The 15,901-nt window shown below is 41.7% G+C and carries 13 protein-coding genes and 1 pseudogene; 10 read left to right on the top strand and 4 right to left on the bottom strand.

Annotation, left to right across the window (positions count from 1 at the left end; translation table 11 throughout):
* The first annotated feature begins 32 nt into the window (after positions 1-32).
* From ACLOAU_RS25535 to ACLOAU_RS25555, 5 genes are all read left to right on the top strand, one after another.
* Positions 33-2,894 carry a S9 family peptidase gene (locus ACLOAU_RS25535; RefSeq protein ID WP_427864746.1) on the top strand — a complete coding sequence of 954 codons (2,862 nt, stop codon included), beginning with the start codon at positions 33-35 and terminating at the stop codon, positions 2,892-2,894.
* Between the two features lie 28 nt (positions 2,895-2,922).
* The gene (locus tag ACLOAU_RS25540) at positions 2,923-4,209 is read left to right on the top strand and encodes an amidohydrolase (RefSeq protein ID WP_427864747.1); all 1,287 of its coding nucleotides are present in this window, start codon (positions 2,923-2,925) and stop codon (positions 4,207-4,209) included.
* Between the two features lie 119 nt (positions 4,210-4,328).
* Positions 4,329-4,466, top strand: a complete 138-nt coding sequence (locus tag ACLOAU_RS25545) for a hypothetical protein (RefSeq protein ID WP_427864748.1) — start codon at positions 4,329-4,331, stop codon at positions 4,464-4,466.
* Positions 4,467-4,480: 14 nt separating this feature from the next.
* Complete coding sequence (locus tag ACLOAU_RS25550; RefSeq protein ID WP_427864749.1) at positions 4,481-4,771, top strand: transposase; 291 nt, start codon at positions 4,481-4,483, stop codon at positions 4,769-4,771.
* 179 nt (positions 4,772-4,950) lie between these two features.
* Positions 4,951-6,258, top strand: a complete 1,308-nt coding sequence (locus ACLOAU_RS25555; protein ID WP_427864750.1) for a DEAD/DEAH box helicase — start codon at positions 4,951-4,953, stop codon at positions 6,256-6,258.
* A 116-nt stretch (positions 6,259-6,374) separates the two neighbouring features.
* Here ACLOAU_RS25555 and ACLOAU_RS25560 read toward each other — a convergent pair whose 3' ends face one another.
* The 4 genes from ACLOAU_RS25560 to ACLOAU_RS25575 all read right to left on the bottom strand — a co-directional run bounded on the left by ACLOAU_RS25560 (position 6,375) and on the right by ACLOAU_RS25575 (position 11,246).
* Complete coding sequence (locus ACLOAU_RS25560) at positions 6,375-7,451, bottom strand: peroxiredoxin family protein (protein WP_427864751.1); 1,077 nt, start codon at positions 7,449-7,451, stop codon at positions 6,375-6,377.
* A 117-nt stretch (positions 7,452-7,568) separates the two neighbouring features.
* Positions 7,569-8,336 carry a tryptophan synthase subunit alpha gene (gene trpA, locus ACLOAU_RS25565; RefSeq protein ID WP_427864752.1) on the bottom strand — a complete coding sequence of 256 codons (768 nt, stop codon included), beginning with the start codon at positions 8,334-8,336 and terminating at the stop codon, positions 7,569-7,571.
* A gap of 27 nt (positions 8,337-8,363) precedes the next feature.
* Entirely contained in the window at positions 8,364-9,557 is a 1,194-nt protein-coding gene (gene trpB, locus ACLOAU_RS25570; protein WP_427864753.1) for a tryptophan synthase subunit beta, read from the bottom strand.
* A gap of 141 nt (positions 9,558-9,698) precedes the next feature.
* Complete coding sequence (locus ACLOAU_RS25575) at positions 9,699-11,246, bottom strand: hypothetical protein (RefSeq protein WP_427864754.1); 1,548 nt, start codon at positions 11,244-11,246, stop codon at positions 9,699-9,701.
* 197 nt (positions 11,247-11,443) lie between these two features.
* On the opposite strand from ACLOAU_RS25575, the gene ACLOAU_RS25580 reads away from it, so the two are divergent.
* The 5 genes and pseudogenes from ACLOAU_RS25580 (at position 11,444) to ACLOAU_RS25600 (ending at position 15,838) form a co-directional block, all read left to right on the top strand.
* Complete coding sequence (locus ACLOAU_RS25580; RefSeq protein WP_427864755.1) at positions 11,444-12,595, top strand: 2-isopropylmalate synthase; 1,152 nt, start codon at positions 11,444-11,446, stop codon at positions 12,593-12,595.
* A gap of 34 nt (positions 12,596-12,629) precedes the next feature.
* Positions 12,630-13,001, top strand: a complete 372-nt coding sequence (locus tag ACLOAU_RS25585) for a four helix bundle protein (RefSeq protein ID WP_427864756.1) — start codon at positions 12,630-12,632, stop codon at positions 12,999-13,001.
* A 95-nt stretch (positions 13,002-13,096) separates the two neighbouring features.
* Entirely contained in the window at positions 13,097-14,779 is a 1,683-nt protein-coding gene (gene ilvD, locus ACLOAU_RS25590; protein ID WP_427864757.1) for a dihydroxy-acid dehydratase, read from the top strand.
* A 3-nt stretch (positions 14,780-14,782) separates the two neighbouring features.
* A pseudogene (locus ACLOAU_RS25595) lies at positions 14,783-15,347 on the top strand (ORF6N domain-containing protein).
* Positions 15,344-15,838 (top strand): DinB family protein, encoded by a 495-nt coding sequence (locus ACLOAU_RS25600; RefSeq protein ID WP_427864758.1) that lies wholly within the window; start codon positions 15,344-15,346, stop codon positions 15,836-15,838. The pseudogene ACLOAU_RS25595 and the gene ACLOAU_RS25600 overlap by 4 nt, the downstream one beginning before the upstream one ends.
* The last annotated feature ends 63 nt before the right edge of the window (positions 15,839-15,901 follow it).

Genomic DNA, 15,901 nt, shown 5'->3' on the forward strand with positions numbered 1-15,901 from the left:
AATAAATGATATTTTAGTCCAAAATAAAGCTAATGAAGAAATTGATTTTGCTGCTGGCAATGCTGTCAGAAGTCATTATCTGTATTGGACAAAAGAAGCCGCTTGACCATTCCGTTTACGATAGCTGGCAATCGATTGGCAAAACAATCATAAGTAATAACGGACAGTGGATTGCTTACACCATTACCGTTCAGGAGGGTGATGATGAGCTGGTGGTCCAATCTACAGTTAACAATAGTAAAACCGTTATTCCCAGGGGATATGAACCTGTCTTTACCAGCGACAATGCGACATTGGCATTTAAAATAAAGCCATTGTTTAAAGATACCCGCAATGCGAAAATCAAGAAAAAGAAAGCAGATGAGATGCCGCGTGACAGCTTTGCTTTGATGACATTAGCTACCCGTACAATTGAAAAGTATCCTAACCTGATTTCTCTTAAAACTCCTAAAGACCCTAATATATGGGTCGCCGGGCTTTTTAGAAATGAACCGGCCGTCAAACCAAAATATCAATCTGATAAAACCAAAGACAGCCTTAAACAAATTATTGATTCCCTCCAATACGTAATCGGAACACTGGCGCCTGCAAAAGGTGAAGGAAAGGATAGTATAACCGACCCTGGAAGGAATAACAAACTCCTGCTTTTTAATACTGCTACCGGCACATCGCTAACATTCAAAAATGTCAGCGAGTATATCTTCAACAAAAAGGGAACTGAATTATTGCTGGAGCAAACCCTTGACCTGAAGGATACCGCCAGAACTTCGCGTATCATTCTCTATCACCTGTTAACAAAGAAAACAGACACTTTATTAAGGGGTGGCAATGATTTTAAAAGCCTTGCCCTCTCTGACGATGGCAGCCAGGCTGCATTTGTAGCGCAAAGAGGTGCAAAAGCCAAATCATTAATTAAGTATTACACACTATGGCATTTTAAACAGGGTATGGATAGCGCCCGGGTTCTAGTTGATACATTGACGCCTCATTTCCGCCGCGGTGAGCGCATCAGTGAATATGGCAAAGTGAGCTTTAGCAGATCGGGCGAACGATTGCAGTTTGCGACTGGTCCTGCAAGGCCCCCAAGAGACACCAGCCTGGTGGACATTGATAAGGTAAATGTCGATATCTGGAATTATAAAGATGATTATCTGCAACCCTATCAATTGCAGAATCAAAAAAAAGAACGGGAAAGAAGCTATGTTGCTGTTTACGATTTTAAACTACAGCGAATGATGCCGGTTGCCAGCGATAATCTTCCGGCTGTCTACGAAGGATCGCTGGCAGATGCAAGATATTATGTCGCCATTACGGATACAGGCAGGCGCATTGCCTCTCAATGGGCCGGCAATACCAGGAAGGATATTTATAAAGTAGATGTGGCGAACAACCAATATATTCCGGTTATCCTCAATCTTGATGGTGATATCAGGGCTTCATGGATATCTCCTTCCGGTAAATACGTCCTTTGGTATGATAACACTACACGGCATTATCACGTATTTGATGGTAGTACTACACTTAACGTTACGGCCGGTATTAAAGTGCCCCTGTATGATGAAGAGAACGATGTGCCGGATGCACCCTCACCTTATGGTGTAATGGGATGGCAGGATGGGGACTCTAAAATACTGATCTATGATCGTTACGATATATGGGCAGTTGACCCTGCGGGAAGAAGGGCACCGGTAAACCTTACGGTTAACGGAAGAAAAAACAAAATCACTTACAGGTATATTCAAACCGACGAAGAAGAAGACTTTATAAAAGCGGCTAACAAAAATGTACTGAGTGTTTTTGACAACACCAGTAAACAAAGCGGACTGGCGATTCTTGAAAACAATAAGCTAGCAACTTCCTTACAAACCATACAGCCATTCTATACAGGCCAGGTGAGTAAGGCAAAAAATGCTGCTGTTTATACGTATACAAAAGAAAGCTATACGCAATCACCCGATTTATACCTGCTACAGGCTGGCAACGAGAAAAAATTATCCGGCATTAACCCTCAGCAAAGCAATTATAATTGGGGTACAGCGGCACTATACCAATGGAAAACTTTCACGGGTAAACCCGCCACAGGTATTCTTTACAAACCTGAGAACTTTGACAGCACTAAAAAATACCCGGTAATATTATACTTCTACGAAAAGCTTTCTGACAACCTGTATAAATATGTTCCGCCGGCCCCTACTCCCAGCCGGCTGAATATTTCTTTCTTTGTAAGTCGTGGCTATATAGTTATGACACCCGACATATCTTATACCATTGGCTATCCTGCCAAAAGCGCTTATGATTATATCGTAAGCGGCGCACAGGCGCTGGCCAAGAACAGCTGGGTAGATAGCAAACATATGGGCATACAAGGCCAAAGCTGGGGCGGTATACAAGTAGCGCAGTTAGTAACCATGACAGATATGTTTGCCGCAGCCTGGTCGGGTGCACCTGTAGCCAATATGACCAGCGCTTATGGTGGTATACGCTGGCAAACAGGAATGAACCGGCAATTTCAATATGAAAAAACGCAAAGCCGCATTGGCGCTACACTCTGGGAAAAACCAGAATTGTATATAGAGAACTCTCCGCTATTCCATCTTCCCAAAGTAAATACTCCTATGGTGATCATGGCTAATGATAATGATGGCGCAGTACCCTGGTACCAGGGCATTGAATTATTTACAGGTTTGCGCCGTTTGGGTAAACAGGTTTGGATGCTGAATTATAATGGTGAAGAACACAACCTGGTTCAGAGAAAGAACAGAAAGGATATACAAATCAGGGAGCAACAGTTTTTTGACTGGCTGCTTAAAGGCGACAAGCCAGCCAAATGGCTGATAGAAGGTGTGCCCGCTGTAGATAAAGGAAATAACTGGGGACTGGAAACTGTGCAATAAACCAATAATTTTAAATTAACTTAGGGCAATGAGAAAAACTATATTTTCCGTTACCCTTTTCTTTTTTACTATAGTAACCATCGGGCAAAATCATACACAGTCAATAGCTACCAAAGCGCAGGCCGTACAACCGAGGCTGGTAGAATGGCGAAGACATATCCATCAAAACCCCGAACTAAGCAACCGGGAATTCAAAACACAGCAATATGTATTAGCCCATCTAAAAAAGCTCGGCATCGAAACCGATACATTGGCTAAAACGGGAGTAGTAGGCATACTCAAAGGTGGTAAACCCGGGCCTGTCATTGCATTGAGAGCAGATATGGATGCCCTGCCGGTTTTGGAAAGAAATGAGTTACCCTATAAATCAATAGCGAAAGGAGAATACCTGGGAAAAGAAGTGGCCGTAATGCACGCCTGCGGCCATGATGCGCATGTTGCGATATTAATGGGCACTGCAGAAGTTCTGGCATCTATGAAAAAAGATATCCCGGGCACTGTTAAATTTATCTTTCAGCCTGCTGAAGAAGGCCCTCCTCCTGGTGAAGAAGGTGGCGCAGAGTTGATGGTTAAAGAAGGAGTAATGGATAATCCTAAAGTAGACGCAGTATTCGGCCTGCATATTGAAAGCTGGATAGAAGAAGGAAAAGTGTTTTATAAACCGGGACCATTTATGGCTGCCAGTGATTGGTTCACCATTAAAGTAAAAGGTAAGCAAAGTCATGGAGCACAACCCTGGTCAAGTGTAGATCCTATTGCTACGGGAGCCCAGATCATTAATAGTCTTCAACAAATTGTAAGTCGCCAACAGGATATTACCAAGGCCCCGGTAGTGCTCACGGTAGGTAAGATCAACTCAGGAGTACGCAACAATATCATCCCGGAAGAGCTGGAGATGGCCGGCACCATACGAACATTTGATACAGCTATGCAGGAAGACATTCACAGGCGATTGAAACATATTGCAGAAAATGTAGCAGCCGCTAATAATGCTACTGTTGAAGTGAGTATTAATAAAAACACGCCCGTTACTTATAACAATATCGACCTGACCCGGAAGATCGTACCCGTTTTGGAAAAAGCAGTAGGTAAAGAAAATGTACAGGAAACCAAATGGGTTACTGGTGCAGAAGACTTCGCTTACTATGGAACGAAAGCGCCAGCAGTATTTTTATATTATGGAGGTATGCCCAAAGGGAACGATCCGGCCAAAGCCCCACCCCATCATACACCGGATTTTATTGTTTCAGATGCGCTGTTGCAAAACGGCGTAAAAATATTCTGCAACATTGTGTTTGAATACGGGAAGTTGTAAAAAAGATATACCGGTTAGATTTCCCCAGGCCACGGTTTAAACCGCGGCCTGGGGAAATTATCGAAATTGTTTCTATACAATTATTAGTTACCTTAATTACACGCTTAAACTTATGAATCATGTCACACTCATTTTCCAAAATCTGGGTACACGCTATATGGAGTACTAAAGAACGTGCCTTATTAATCAAACCTAAAATCGAACCACTTTTACATGATTATTTGGGTGAACAGTTGAGAGAATTAGCTGCTTTGTAAAAATCATCAATGGTATGCCCGATCATATTCATTGCCTGTTTATGCTTAATCGTGAAAAGTCAATAGCTGACGTTATCAAACAGGTTAAAGGAGGTAGCTCTCATTATATCAATCGGAACGATCTGATTAATGAAAAATTTGCCTCGCAAACAGGTTATGCTGCCTACTCTGTTTCAGAGTCAATCCTGGACAAGGTTTTTAAGTACATCCAAAATCAAAAAGTTCATCATCAAAAGAAAACCTTTGATAACGAGTATAACGAGCTCTTGAAACTCTATGGACTCGACACAAGGGCTGATGAGTAAAGTTATGATCTGGAATGATTCCCAGGCCACGGTTTAAACCGCGGCCTGGGAATCGTTGCGACTTCAAACGTATTATACGCATATAAAACAGTATCTTTGCGGGATTTCGATCCACAATCCAACTAATAACAAATCCTATCCCACCCCATAATTTACAGGCTGGTCAGGTACACAACAAGATGAATTTTAAAGAACTAAATATAATTGCCCCTATTTTACAGGCAATTGAAGAAGAAGGTTATACAACTGCTACTCCCATTCAAACACAGGCTATTCCGTTATTACTTGAAGGTCGCGACGTGTTAGGGTGCGCACAAACCGGAACCGGGAAAACAGCTGCTTTTTCAATTCCTATATTACAGATACTTTCTAAACGGCAACAGGAAAAAGGCAGACGATACATCAAATCGTTGATCCTTACTCCCACACGTGAACTGGCGATCCAGATAGGCGACAGCCTGGATGCTTATGGACGGCACCTGCATTTAAGAAACGCTGTCATTTTTGGAGGTGTAAATCAAAACAAACAAACAACCGCATTGGCTGCCGGTATAGATATACTGGTTGCTACACCCGGGCGTTTATTAGACCTCATCAGCCAGGGATTTATAAGGCTTGACCATATAGACTTCTTTGTGCTGGATGAAGCCGATCGCATGCTGGATATGGGATTTGTTCACGATGTAAACAGAGTACTGAAACTATTACCGTCTAACCGCCAGAACCTGTTTTTTTCAGCTACCATGGCGCCCGAGATCTTAACCCTGGCAAACGCTATTTTAAGAAACCCGGTAAAAGTGGAAGTAACACCTGTTTCTTCTACTGTTGAAAAAATATCTCAATCGGTGTATTTTGTTGACAGAGGCAATAAAAATGATTTGCTGGTAGATATACTTAACAGCTCCGCCGCAGAAACAGTGCTGGTATTTAGCAGAACCAAGCACGGCTGCGATAAAATTGTTCGCCATGTTAGTAAATACGGAATTAAATCGGACGCCATTCATGGTAATAAAAGTCAGAATAACCGTCAACGGGCACTTAGCAATTTCAAGAGTAAGGATATAAGAGTGCTGGTAGCCACTGATATTGCAGCCCGGGGCATCGATGTGGAAGGTATGGAGCTGGTTATTAATTATGACCTACCCAATGTTTCAGAAACTTATGTTCACCGTATTGGCCGTACCGGAAGAGCCGGTAAAGACGGGCAGGCTATATCGTTTAGTGATTATGAAGAAAAAGCATTTTTAAAGGATATTGAAAAGTTAACCCGGCAACAAATCCCGGTTATTACTGATCACCCCTATCCTATGGAAGTTTTTGAAATTCCTAAAAAAGCAGAACGCCCGCCACGTCAGAAACGCAGCATGGAAAACAAGAACGGTTTTAAAGGAACCAACAACAGCCATCCAGGGAAGCCACAAAGACCGCAGACAGCCACTGAAAATAAACATAAGAAAAAGTGGTATGGTAAAAGAGACAGAGCTTAACCATCATCGGTAATTTGCCCAAGGCTTTAACGATACCGATTGATTAGTCAATATCAAAAAGACAGCCCGCAGTTTAAAATTGCGGGCTGTCTTTTTGATTTATCGTTAACCGACTGTTATTTACCTAAAATCTCTTCCAGTTTCGCATCCAGATCATCTCCACGTAAATCCTTTGCAATAATTTTCCCATCAGGACCAACCAGTAAATTGCGGGGAATAGAGGTAATCTTATACTTTTGGGCTACTTCATTTTCCCAGCCTTTTAAATCACTCACTTGTGTCCATTTTAATTCATCTTTAGCAATAGCTTTCAACCACTCCTCTTTTTCTTCGTCTAAAGAAACGCCCAGCACCGTGAAGTTTTTGTCTTTGTATTTATTAAATGTCTTCACCAAAAAATGGTTTTCTTTCCGGCACGGACCGCACCAGCTGGCCCAAAAATCCACCAAAACATATTTGCCCTTAAATTGAGAAAGTGTTACCTGCTTACCCGTTGTATCAGCCTGCGAAAAATCTAAAGCAATGCTTCCTACCGAATTGAACTTTGCATTCACAACAGCCTGTTTCAACTGTCCGCCAAAAACATTACTTAATGCAGCTGGTTTTAAACTATTCAACCTTTTTTCCAGTACAGCCACATCTTCTGTTAAATTGATGGTTGATAAAATAGCCAAAGTACTTACCGGAGAAGCAGGATTTTTCGCAATAAAATTGTCTAACGAAGTCTGAATGTCATTAGTAGCACTGTCCAAACCTGTTCTTACCGCATCACTTCCATCACCAGACTGTAACTGTTGTATCAATGCGCTTAGCTTGCCGAACTTCGGTACAAAAGTATTCTGAAACTCAGTAAAGCTGCTTTGTATAGCTGAACCTGAAAATTTCCAGTCATCCACCTTCTGAGTTACGGCTCCGGTAACGCTAACCGTTTCATTACCCAGGAAAACAGCGGTTTTAATACTATCACCTACTCCCAATCCCAGCAAGGACGGCGCTTCGAGTTGTGTTGAAAGCGTAAACTTTCCTGCTGTAGACTTTCCTTCAGCAAGAGGGGTACCCGGGTTTTCAAGATCGGTTAACACTACGGTGCTATTATCTGCCAAACCGGCTATCGTGCCATTAAGCGTAAGCTTTTGAGCCATTACCCAGGCCGGCAATAAAAACGTAAGGACTGCTGATAAAACTAATTTCATTTATAAACTTTACGGATTAAATATGTATCTGCCTCGGCCAGGTACTCTGAACTTAACACAGATGATCAAAATTTGTTGCAGGTTGCAAAAATAATGGGCGCCCTCATCATCTATTTGTTAATTAAGAATACTTTGTACAAAACTGCGTGTAATGGCTTCCGGTGACTGGGCATGCTGTATGATCTTGATGTACGCTGAACCAATAATGGCTCCTTGCGCATATTTACAGGCACCATTGAATGTCTTCTTGTCTTTAATACCAAAACCTACTAATATAGGATTCTTCAATCCGTAGCCCTGGAGTCTTTTCAGGTACAGTTCCACGGTCTTAAAATCCTTTTCACCACCGGTTGTCGAAGAAGAAGAAACCGCGTAAAGGAAACCACTGCTCAACTCATCTAACTTTTTAATACGCTCCTCGGATGTTTCAGGCGTAACCAGGAAAATAAAATTAAGATTGTATTTTTCGATGATCGCCTTGTATGTTTTTTCAAATTCATGTTGCGGTAAATCAGGAAGAATCAAACCATCGACACCCACCTTTGCGGCGTCGGCACAAAATTGTTCAAAGCCATATTGCAATACCGGGTTCATATAACCCATCAAAACAACCGGGATATTAATTTCCTCGCGCATACCGGCCAATTGCTCAAACAACACATGCATGGTCATTCCATTGGCCAAAGCAACAGCGCTGCTTTTTTGAATGGTCTCGCCATCGGCCAAAGGATCGCTGTAGGGCATTCCTAACTCTATAATATCAGCCCCGCTGTCCTGCAGCGCTTTCATCACTGTCAATGTACTATCCAGTTTAGGATAGCCTGCCGTACAATATATGTTTAAAATTTTCTTCCCCGATTGAAATGCTTCACTTAGTCTGCTCATTATTTGGATACTTGATAGTTGAGTCTTTTATTTTTTATTTAATTCCTGCATGTAGGTTTCCATATCCTTATCACCCCGGCCGCTCAAACAAATCACTACATTGTCATCTTTTTCAAACTTCAGTTGTTTTAAAGCCGCCAACGCATGAGCGCTTTCCAACGCAGGAATGATCCCTTCCAGTTTCGCCAGTTCGAAAGAGGCATCCAACGCTTCTTTATCCGTTGCAGACAAAAATTGTCCGCGCCCGGTAGCAAATAAATTAGCGTGAATAGGACCAATTCCCGGATAATCCAACCCGGCGGAAATACTGTGTGGCTCTACTACCTGCCCGTCTGCAGTTTGCATTACATAACTTTTGCTGCCATGTAAAATACCAGGCTTACCCAGCTGTGTGGTAGCTGCGCTCATACCCGATTGAACACCACAACCTGCGGCTTCTACCGCGATAATATCTACTGACGGTTCGTCCAGGAAATGATAGAAAGTTCCCGCAGCGTTGCTTCCTCCACCTACACAGGCTATCACTGCTTTGGGCAACTCTGTACCTATTTTTTCTTTTAACTGTGCGCGTATTTCTTTACTGATCACACTTTGAAAACGTGCTACCATATCAGGATAAGGGTGCGGACCTACCACGCTGCCTATAATATAAAAAGTATCCTGGGGGTGATTGATCCAATCACGGATAGCTTCATTGGTAGCATCTTTAAGGGTTTTGCTGCCGCTGGTTGCCGGTACTACTGTAGCACCCAGCATCTTCATGCGCGCTACATTGGGTGCCTGGCGTTCAATATCCTTTTCCCCCATATATACAATACACTGTAAACCTTTTAACGCGCAAACAGTTGCAGTAGCTACACCATGCTGGCCGGCACCGGTTTCAGCAATAATTCTTTTTTTACCTAACCGTTCTGCCACTAATATTTGCCCAATGGTATTATTCACCTTGTGTGCACCGGTATGGCATAAATCTTCCCGCTTCAGATAAATATTGGTATTGTATTTACCCGACAAACGAGATGCATAATACAAGGGTGTTTCACGACCGGCATAATCCTTTAGCAAAAACCTGTATTCCTTTTGAAAAGATTCGCTGTTAATAATTTTCAGATAATTAGAACGTAGTTCCTCTACGTTAGGGTATAGCATTTCGGGAATATAAGCACCGCCGAATTCGCCGTAATAACCCAACTCATCGGGCTCTTTATAAGTTGCCTGCATTAATTCAATTTATTTAATAAGGGATGTAAAGATAAGAAAACAAAATGCCTGTAATGGCATAGCAAATCAGTAGCGTTAACGCCACCATCGAAAGGATGTATTTGAAACAGAACATTTCATGAGCAACAAATATAGCCCAATTTATACTTTTTGCATTCGTTCCCTTAAATATTTTTTGCGGATCACATCTTCTACATGTATACCCGAAATCTTACTTTCCAGCCAGCTAATTACATCCAGGTACGCAAAAGCTCTTGCTTCCAATCGGTTGTGCTGGTACTTTTTCAGCTTATTTAACAGTTTTTCAAACTCAGCTTTGATCGTTTTTTCATTAAACTTAAATGCCCTGCGCAAAAAGCTGAACATCTCTTCCTCTACCTTACTTAAATTTTCCATCTTGGCCATATAGCGGTATACCGACTTAATAAGATACTCCAGCAAATTATAATTGCCTAACTCGTAATGAGCTATCAAATGTAATAGACGCGAATAGCATTGCAAATCGGTTCGCAGGTCATCCTTCTGATTGATGATGCGGTTGAGGTAATCAATTGCCTTGCTGTTATCGCCGCTTCCAAAGTAAAGGCAGGCTATTTTATAGTAAAACACCATCACCCTGTGCCGATCCAGGTAACGCCCATATTTCACCAGCATCTCTTCTAAAAAGGGTACCATCTTAATTCCTTTATGAAAAGCTCCCTCCAGGAAATGCAGGTTAATTACTGCAGTATAGAGATACACATAAGTAACGATGCGGTTATTATCGTTATCCTGTACTAATTCAGTTTGCGCAAAGCGCTTGAATTTCCTGATGCAGGATGCAAGCTTCTCGTGATTGAGTAAATTAAAATGAGCAGACATCAAATTATGCATGCCCTTTACGTACATAGCTGTTTCTGTGTCGATCATTTTAGGATACTGCTCAAAAATATCCACCCATTTCTGGCAGTACCGGTAATACATTAAAAAATCCAGTTTGATATAAGCATACCAAACATAACATTGATACAGGTACACTTTTTCATAAAAGCTTTCACCTGTATTTTTTACCAGCTCATGATCCATTAACGCCTGCACCGTTTTCATATCATTCTGATTACGTGCATGCCCGTTCTGGATATACCAGCTATATAATTTCAAATTCAGATTCGAAAGATCATTGATATTGTCAATGGTTTGGCTTACTTCATTTGCTTCTGCAATCAGCTCATCTGCACGACTGGTCAGTCCCCGTGTAATATATAGCGCTTCGATTTTTTTTTCAAAAAACAGGCCCTGTTGCAGGTAAGTATATTGGTGATTGGTTCTGGCAACTTCCTTTAAACGCTCCAAAACCTTTAAGGTCTGATGATACAACCCTTTGTTGTACAGCAACCGGGCATTATCCATCATTTCATGCAATTGCATATCCACGTTACGGTCGTCCTTCAACACACGTAAACTGCTCAGTATCTGACGGTATAGCAGCGCTTTGGTATTGGAAAGCTGCTGTTTGCTTACACTGGGAACTTTTTTCAGCAAAAGCACCTCATCGTATTCAACCATTTTATCCAATGCGTCAAATAGCAGGATGCTCTTCAGGTTCTCTGAACCGGAGTTCCGGTTCACAAAAAGCTTCAGATTTCTCTTTTCCGACTTTTCGAGGGATTTGATCAATTGAAAAAGCGCATCGGTACTTCTACTGGGCATTGTAATTTAAATGAGCATTATTTACTGATAATCAATAAAATAAGAAAAAATATTAAAATTTATATGGTGTAAATCTCCCGCCAATAAAGTTTCATTCACAATATAGGAATGTTTAATTTTATAGACAGATATTATCTGGCCATTTTGCCAGTTTATTATCCGTAAAATTAATTCATCATAACGATTCAAATTAAATTATGGCACAAGACAAAGTTTTTATTTTTGATACTACCTTAAGAGATGGCGAGCAGGTTCCGGGCTGCAAGCTTAATACAGAAGAGAAAATAAAACTTGCTCTTGAGTTGGAAACCCTGGGCGTAGATATTATCGAAGCAGGTTTCCCTATATCAAGTCCGGGCGATTTTGCTTCGGTAAATGAGATCTCCAAAGTAATCAAAAATGCTACCGTTACAGGTCTTACCCGTGCGGTTCAAAAAGATATTGAAGTAGCTGCTGAAGCCTTAAAACCTGCAGTTCGTCCGCGTATCCATACCGGTATTGGCTCTTCAGACAATCATATCAAATACAAATTCAACACCACCAGGGAGAATATCATTGAGCGCGCTATAGCCGCTGTAAAGCTGGCACGCAACCTGGTTCCTGATGTAGAGTTTTATGCAGAAGATGCGGGTCGTGCCGATCTGCAGTTCCTGGCACAACTTACTGAAGCTGTAATTAAAGCTGGCGCAACGGTGGTTAACGTTCCGGACACTACCGGTTTTTGCCTTCCGCACCAGTACCAGGAGAAAATGCAATACCTGATCAATCATGTTTCGAATATCGATCAAGCTATTCTGTCTTGTCATTGTCATAATGACCTGGGACTAGCTACTGCTAATTCCATTGCCGGCGCTATTGGAGGTGCCCGTCAAATTGAGTGCACTATCAATGGGATAGGCGAAAGAGCGGGTAATACTTCGCTGGAAGAAGTAGCCATGATCATTAAGAAACATCCGGAATTAGGTCTTTACACTAATATCGACACAACAAGATTATTGCCCATGAGCCGCCTGGTTTCAGATACCATGCGCATGGTGGTACAACCTAATAAAGCCGTCGTCGGCGATAATGCATTTTCACACTCTTCAGGTATACACCAGGATGGATTCTTGAAAGAAGCCACTACCTACGAAATTATTGCGCCTGAAGAAGTAGGTGCGGATACTTCTAAAATTGTGCTGACTGCCCGCAGCGGCCGTAGCGCATTAGCGTATCGTTTTAAAAACCTGGGATATGAATTTGACCGCAACCAGGTGGATGTACTATACCAGCAATTCTTAAATGTGGCAGATGCTAAAAAAGAAGTGCAGGATAGTGATTTGAAAGAAATGGCGGAGAAAGTAAATTAATTATCAATAAACAACAATCAATACGCAATTTTCAATGATGTCTACAGAAAGAGTTTACGACTTAGAAGAGAGACTGATTGAATTTGCTTCAAAAATTGTTGATACGGTAGAAAGCCTGCCCAATAGTAAAGCGGGGAATTATATAGCAGGGCAACTAATTCGTTGCGGACTGGCACCTGCTTTGCTTTATGGTGAAGTGCAAAGTGCAGAATCAAGGAATGATTTTATTCATAAAATGAAAATAGCAATAAAGGAACTGAAAGAAACTAGAGTGTGCTTAAAACTTATTGCCAGAAAAGAAATGATTAAACCTACACCTCCATTAAATCTGGTAATGAAGGAAAATGAAGAATTAATTGCCATTCTTTCAAAAAGCGTTAACACGGCAAGAGAAAACAATAAATAAGCAATGCTTATTTGACTACTGAGCCTGATTATTGAACATTGAACATGGATTATTGAATATTTAAACAGAAGAAACTCGAACAACTATATTATATCATGAGCGAATTAAATAAATACTCGAAAACTATTACGCAAGATCCTACGCAACCGGCGGCACAAGCGCAGCTATATGCATTGGGACTAACTGAAGATGATTTGAAGAAAGCCCAGGTGGGTATTGTAAGCATGGGGTACGATGGTAACCCCTGTAATATGCACCTGAACGGACTGGCAGCAGATGTAAAGAAAAGTGTATGGGGAAATGACCTGGTGGGTTTTATCTTTAATACAATTGGAGTAAGTGATGGTATGAGTAACGGCACAGATGGTATGCGTTATTCTTTGGTAAGCCGTGATGTTATTGCAGACTCCATTGAAACAGTTTGTGGCGCCCAGTACTATGATGCGTTGATCACCGTACCTGGTTGCGATAAAAATATGCCGGGCTCTTTAATGGCCATGGGCCGCCTGAATCGTCCGGCTATAATGGTTTACGGTGGTACTATTGCTCCCGGTCATTACAAAGGCCAGGACCTTAATATCGTATCTGCTTTTGAAGCATTAGGACAAAAAATTGCTGGTAACCTGGATGAAGCCGATTTCCAGGGTATTGTAAAAAACAGCTGCCCCGGAGCTGGTGCCTGCGGTGGGATGTATACGGCTAATACGATGGCATCCGCTATTGAAGCTATGGGCATGAGCCTTCCCTACTCCAGCAGTAATCCTGCTTTGAGCGAAGAAAAAAGAAAAGAATGTGAAGAAGCCGGAAAATACATTCGTGTATTAATGGAAAAAGATATTAAGCCCCGCGACATCATGACACGCAAGGCTTTTGAAAATGCGATCACCGTTATTATTGTATTGGGGGGAAGTACCAATGCTGTACTGCACTTGTTGGCGATGGCCAAAAGTGTGGGTGTTTCTCTAACGCAGGATGACATTCAGGCGATCAGCGATAAAGTTCCGGTTTTGGCCGACTTTAAACCCAGCGGCAAATACCTGATGCAGGACCTGCACGAAAAAGGCGGCGTACCTGCTGTAATGAAATACTTATTAAAGAATGGACTGATCGATGGCAGCCAGTTAACGGTGACCGGTAAAACTATTGCAGAAAACCTGGAAACGGTTCCTGATCTGGATTTCGCTACACAGGATATTATTTATCCTTTGGAGAATCCATTGAAGAAGACGGGGCATTTACAGATTTTATACGGGAACCTGGCCGAAAAAGGAAGTGTCGCTAAAATTAGTGGTAAGGAAGGCGAGCGCTTTGAAGGCACAGCACGAGTATTTGATGGTGAGAAAAAATTAATTGCCGGATTAGCGGAAGGCCGGGTAAAAGCCGGAGATGTAGTAGTAATTAAGAATGAAGGACCTAAGGGTGCGCCTGGCATGCCTGAAATGCTGAAACCAACAGGAGCTATTATTGGCGCGGGATTAGGTAAATCAGTAGCCTTGATCACAGATGGCCGGTTTAGCGGCGGCACCCACGGCTTCGTGGTAGGCCACGTAACGCCTGAAGCCTTCGAAGGAGGTTTGATAGGTTTCGTTCAGGATGATGATATCATAGAAATTGATGCGATTAACAACAAACTGACATTAAAAGTATCTGAAGAAGAAATCGCTAAAAGAAAAGCCAACTGGAAACAACCGGCATTGAAAGTAACTAATGGTGTATTATATAAATATGCCAAACTGGTTAAAGATGCTTCACAGGGTTGTGTAACGGATGAAGATTAAAGCATGCAGGTAATTCAGTCCATACAAAACAGGATTTACGAGATCAGAGGTGAGCGTGTAATGCCCGACTTTGACCTGGCTGCCTTGTATGAAACTGAGACCAGGATATTTAATCAGGCTGTAAAAAGAAATATTAAGCGATTTCCAAAAGACGTTATGTTTCAGCTTACAAATGTGGAATGGACAAACTTGAAATCACAATTTGTGACTTCAAGTACACAAAATACTGTAAGTCAGACAAATATTACTTCAATCCAAATCACAAACATCTCCAACTGGGGAGGAACGAGAAAGTTATCCTACGCTTTCACAGAACAAGGTGTAGCCATGTTAAGCGGCATTCTAAATAGTGATCGGGCCATTAATGCGGGCATTTGTTGAAGTGAGAAAAATTCTGTTACAGCAAAGCGACATTAAAGAGCAACTAAAAGAATTAAAGGACTGTGTTAGCGGACATGACATGCAGTTGAGCCAGATTTATGACGCCATTGAAAATTTACTGGACGAGAAGGCGGCTGAAAGAAAATGGGAGAACAGGGAACGAATTGGTTTTAAAACAAAAAAATGACAAAGGAATACTTTAAAGAACTGGCAGATTATAATCTGTGGGCCAACAACATTGCCTGCGGATGGCTGGAGCAGCTAAACCATGAAGATTGGAGGCAGCATGTCGTCAGTAGCTTTAATAGTATCCGAGAAACGGTTTTGCACATCATAAGCGCCGAAAACGCCTGGTTACAACGGTTTCATAAAAAAGAAAAGGTAGACTGGTTGCAGGCTACGTTTAACGGAACAAAAGACGAACATTTAGCTCTTTGGAAAAAAACATCAACAGCATTAAAAGAATTTATCGATGCATTTGATGGGGCCAAACTGAACGAGCCTTTAGCATTTAAGAGATTAAATGGTGAAGCCTATTCAATGCCCTGGTACCAGCTTTTTGCACATGCCGTCAATCATTCCTCCTATCATAGGGGACAATTGGTCACTATGCTTCGCCAGGTTGGTTTTTCAGGCCTGCAAGCTACAGATTTAATGATCTATTACAGGAACCGTTGATCATTAACCTCCATAGTCCTATATAAAAGAACAAAGTATAACAGTTACAGTCATTTAAAGAAA

Source organism: Paraniabella aurantiaca (assembly GCF_050309965.1).
Classification (GTDB): Bacteria; Bacteroidota; Bacteroidia; order Chitinophagales; family Chitinophagaceae; genus Niabella.

Excerpts from the sequence above, each read along its gene's own strand:
- ACLOAU_RS25535 (WP_427864746.1), top strand. The coding sequence starts at position 33 with ATGAAGAAATTGATTTTGCTGCTGGCAATGCTGTCAGAAGTCATTATC.
- ACLOAU_RS25540 (WP_427864747.1), top strand. The coding sequence starts at position 2,923 with ATGAGAAAAACTATATTTTCCGTTACCCTTTTCTTTTTTACTATAGTA.
- ACLOAU_RS25545 (WP_427864748.1), top strand. The coding sequence starts at position 4,329 with ATGTCACACTCATTTTCCAAAATCTGGGTACACGCTATATGGAGTACT.
- ACLOAU_RS25550 (WP_427864749.1), top strand. The coding sequence starts at position 4,481 with ATGCCCGATCATATTCATTGCCTGTTTATGCTTAATCGTGAAAAGTCA.
- ACLOAU_RS25555 (WP_427864750.1), top strand. The coding sequence starts at position 4,951 with ATGAATTTTAAAGAACTAAATATAATTGCCCCTATTTTACAGGCAATT.
- ACLOAU_RS25560 (WP_427864751.1), bottom strand. The coding sequence starts at position 7,451 with ATGAAATTAGTTTTATCAGCAGTCCTTACGTTTTTATTGCCGGCCTGG.
- trpA (WP_427864752.1), bottom strand. The coding sequence starts at position 8,336 with ATGAGCAGACTAAGTGAAGCATTTCAATCGGGGAAGAAAATTTTAAAC.
- trpB (WP_427864753.1), bottom strand. The coding sequence starts at position 9,557 with ATGCAGGCAACTTATAAAGAGCCCGATGAGTTGGGTTATTACGGCGAA.
- ACLOAU_RS25575 (WP_427864754.1), bottom strand. The coding sequence starts at position 11,246 with ATGCCCAGTAGAAGTACCGATGCGCTTTTTCAATTGATCAAATCCCTC.
- ACLOAU_RS25580 (WP_427864755.1), top strand. The coding sequence starts at position 11,444 with ATGGCACAAGACAAAGTTTTTATTTTTGATACTACCTTAAGAGATGGC.
- ACLOAU_RS25585 (WP_427864756.1), top strand. The coding sequence starts at position 12,630 with ATGATGTCTACAGAAAGAGTTTACGACTTAGAAGAGAGACTGATTGAA.
- ilvD (WP_427864757.1), top strand. The coding sequence starts at position 13,097 with ATGAGCGAATTAAATAAATACTCGAAAACTATTACGCAAGATCCTACG.
- ACLOAU_RS25600 (WP_427864758.1), top strand. The coding sequence starts at position 15,344 with ATGACAAAGGAATACTTTAAAGAACTGGCAGATTATAATCTGTGGGCC.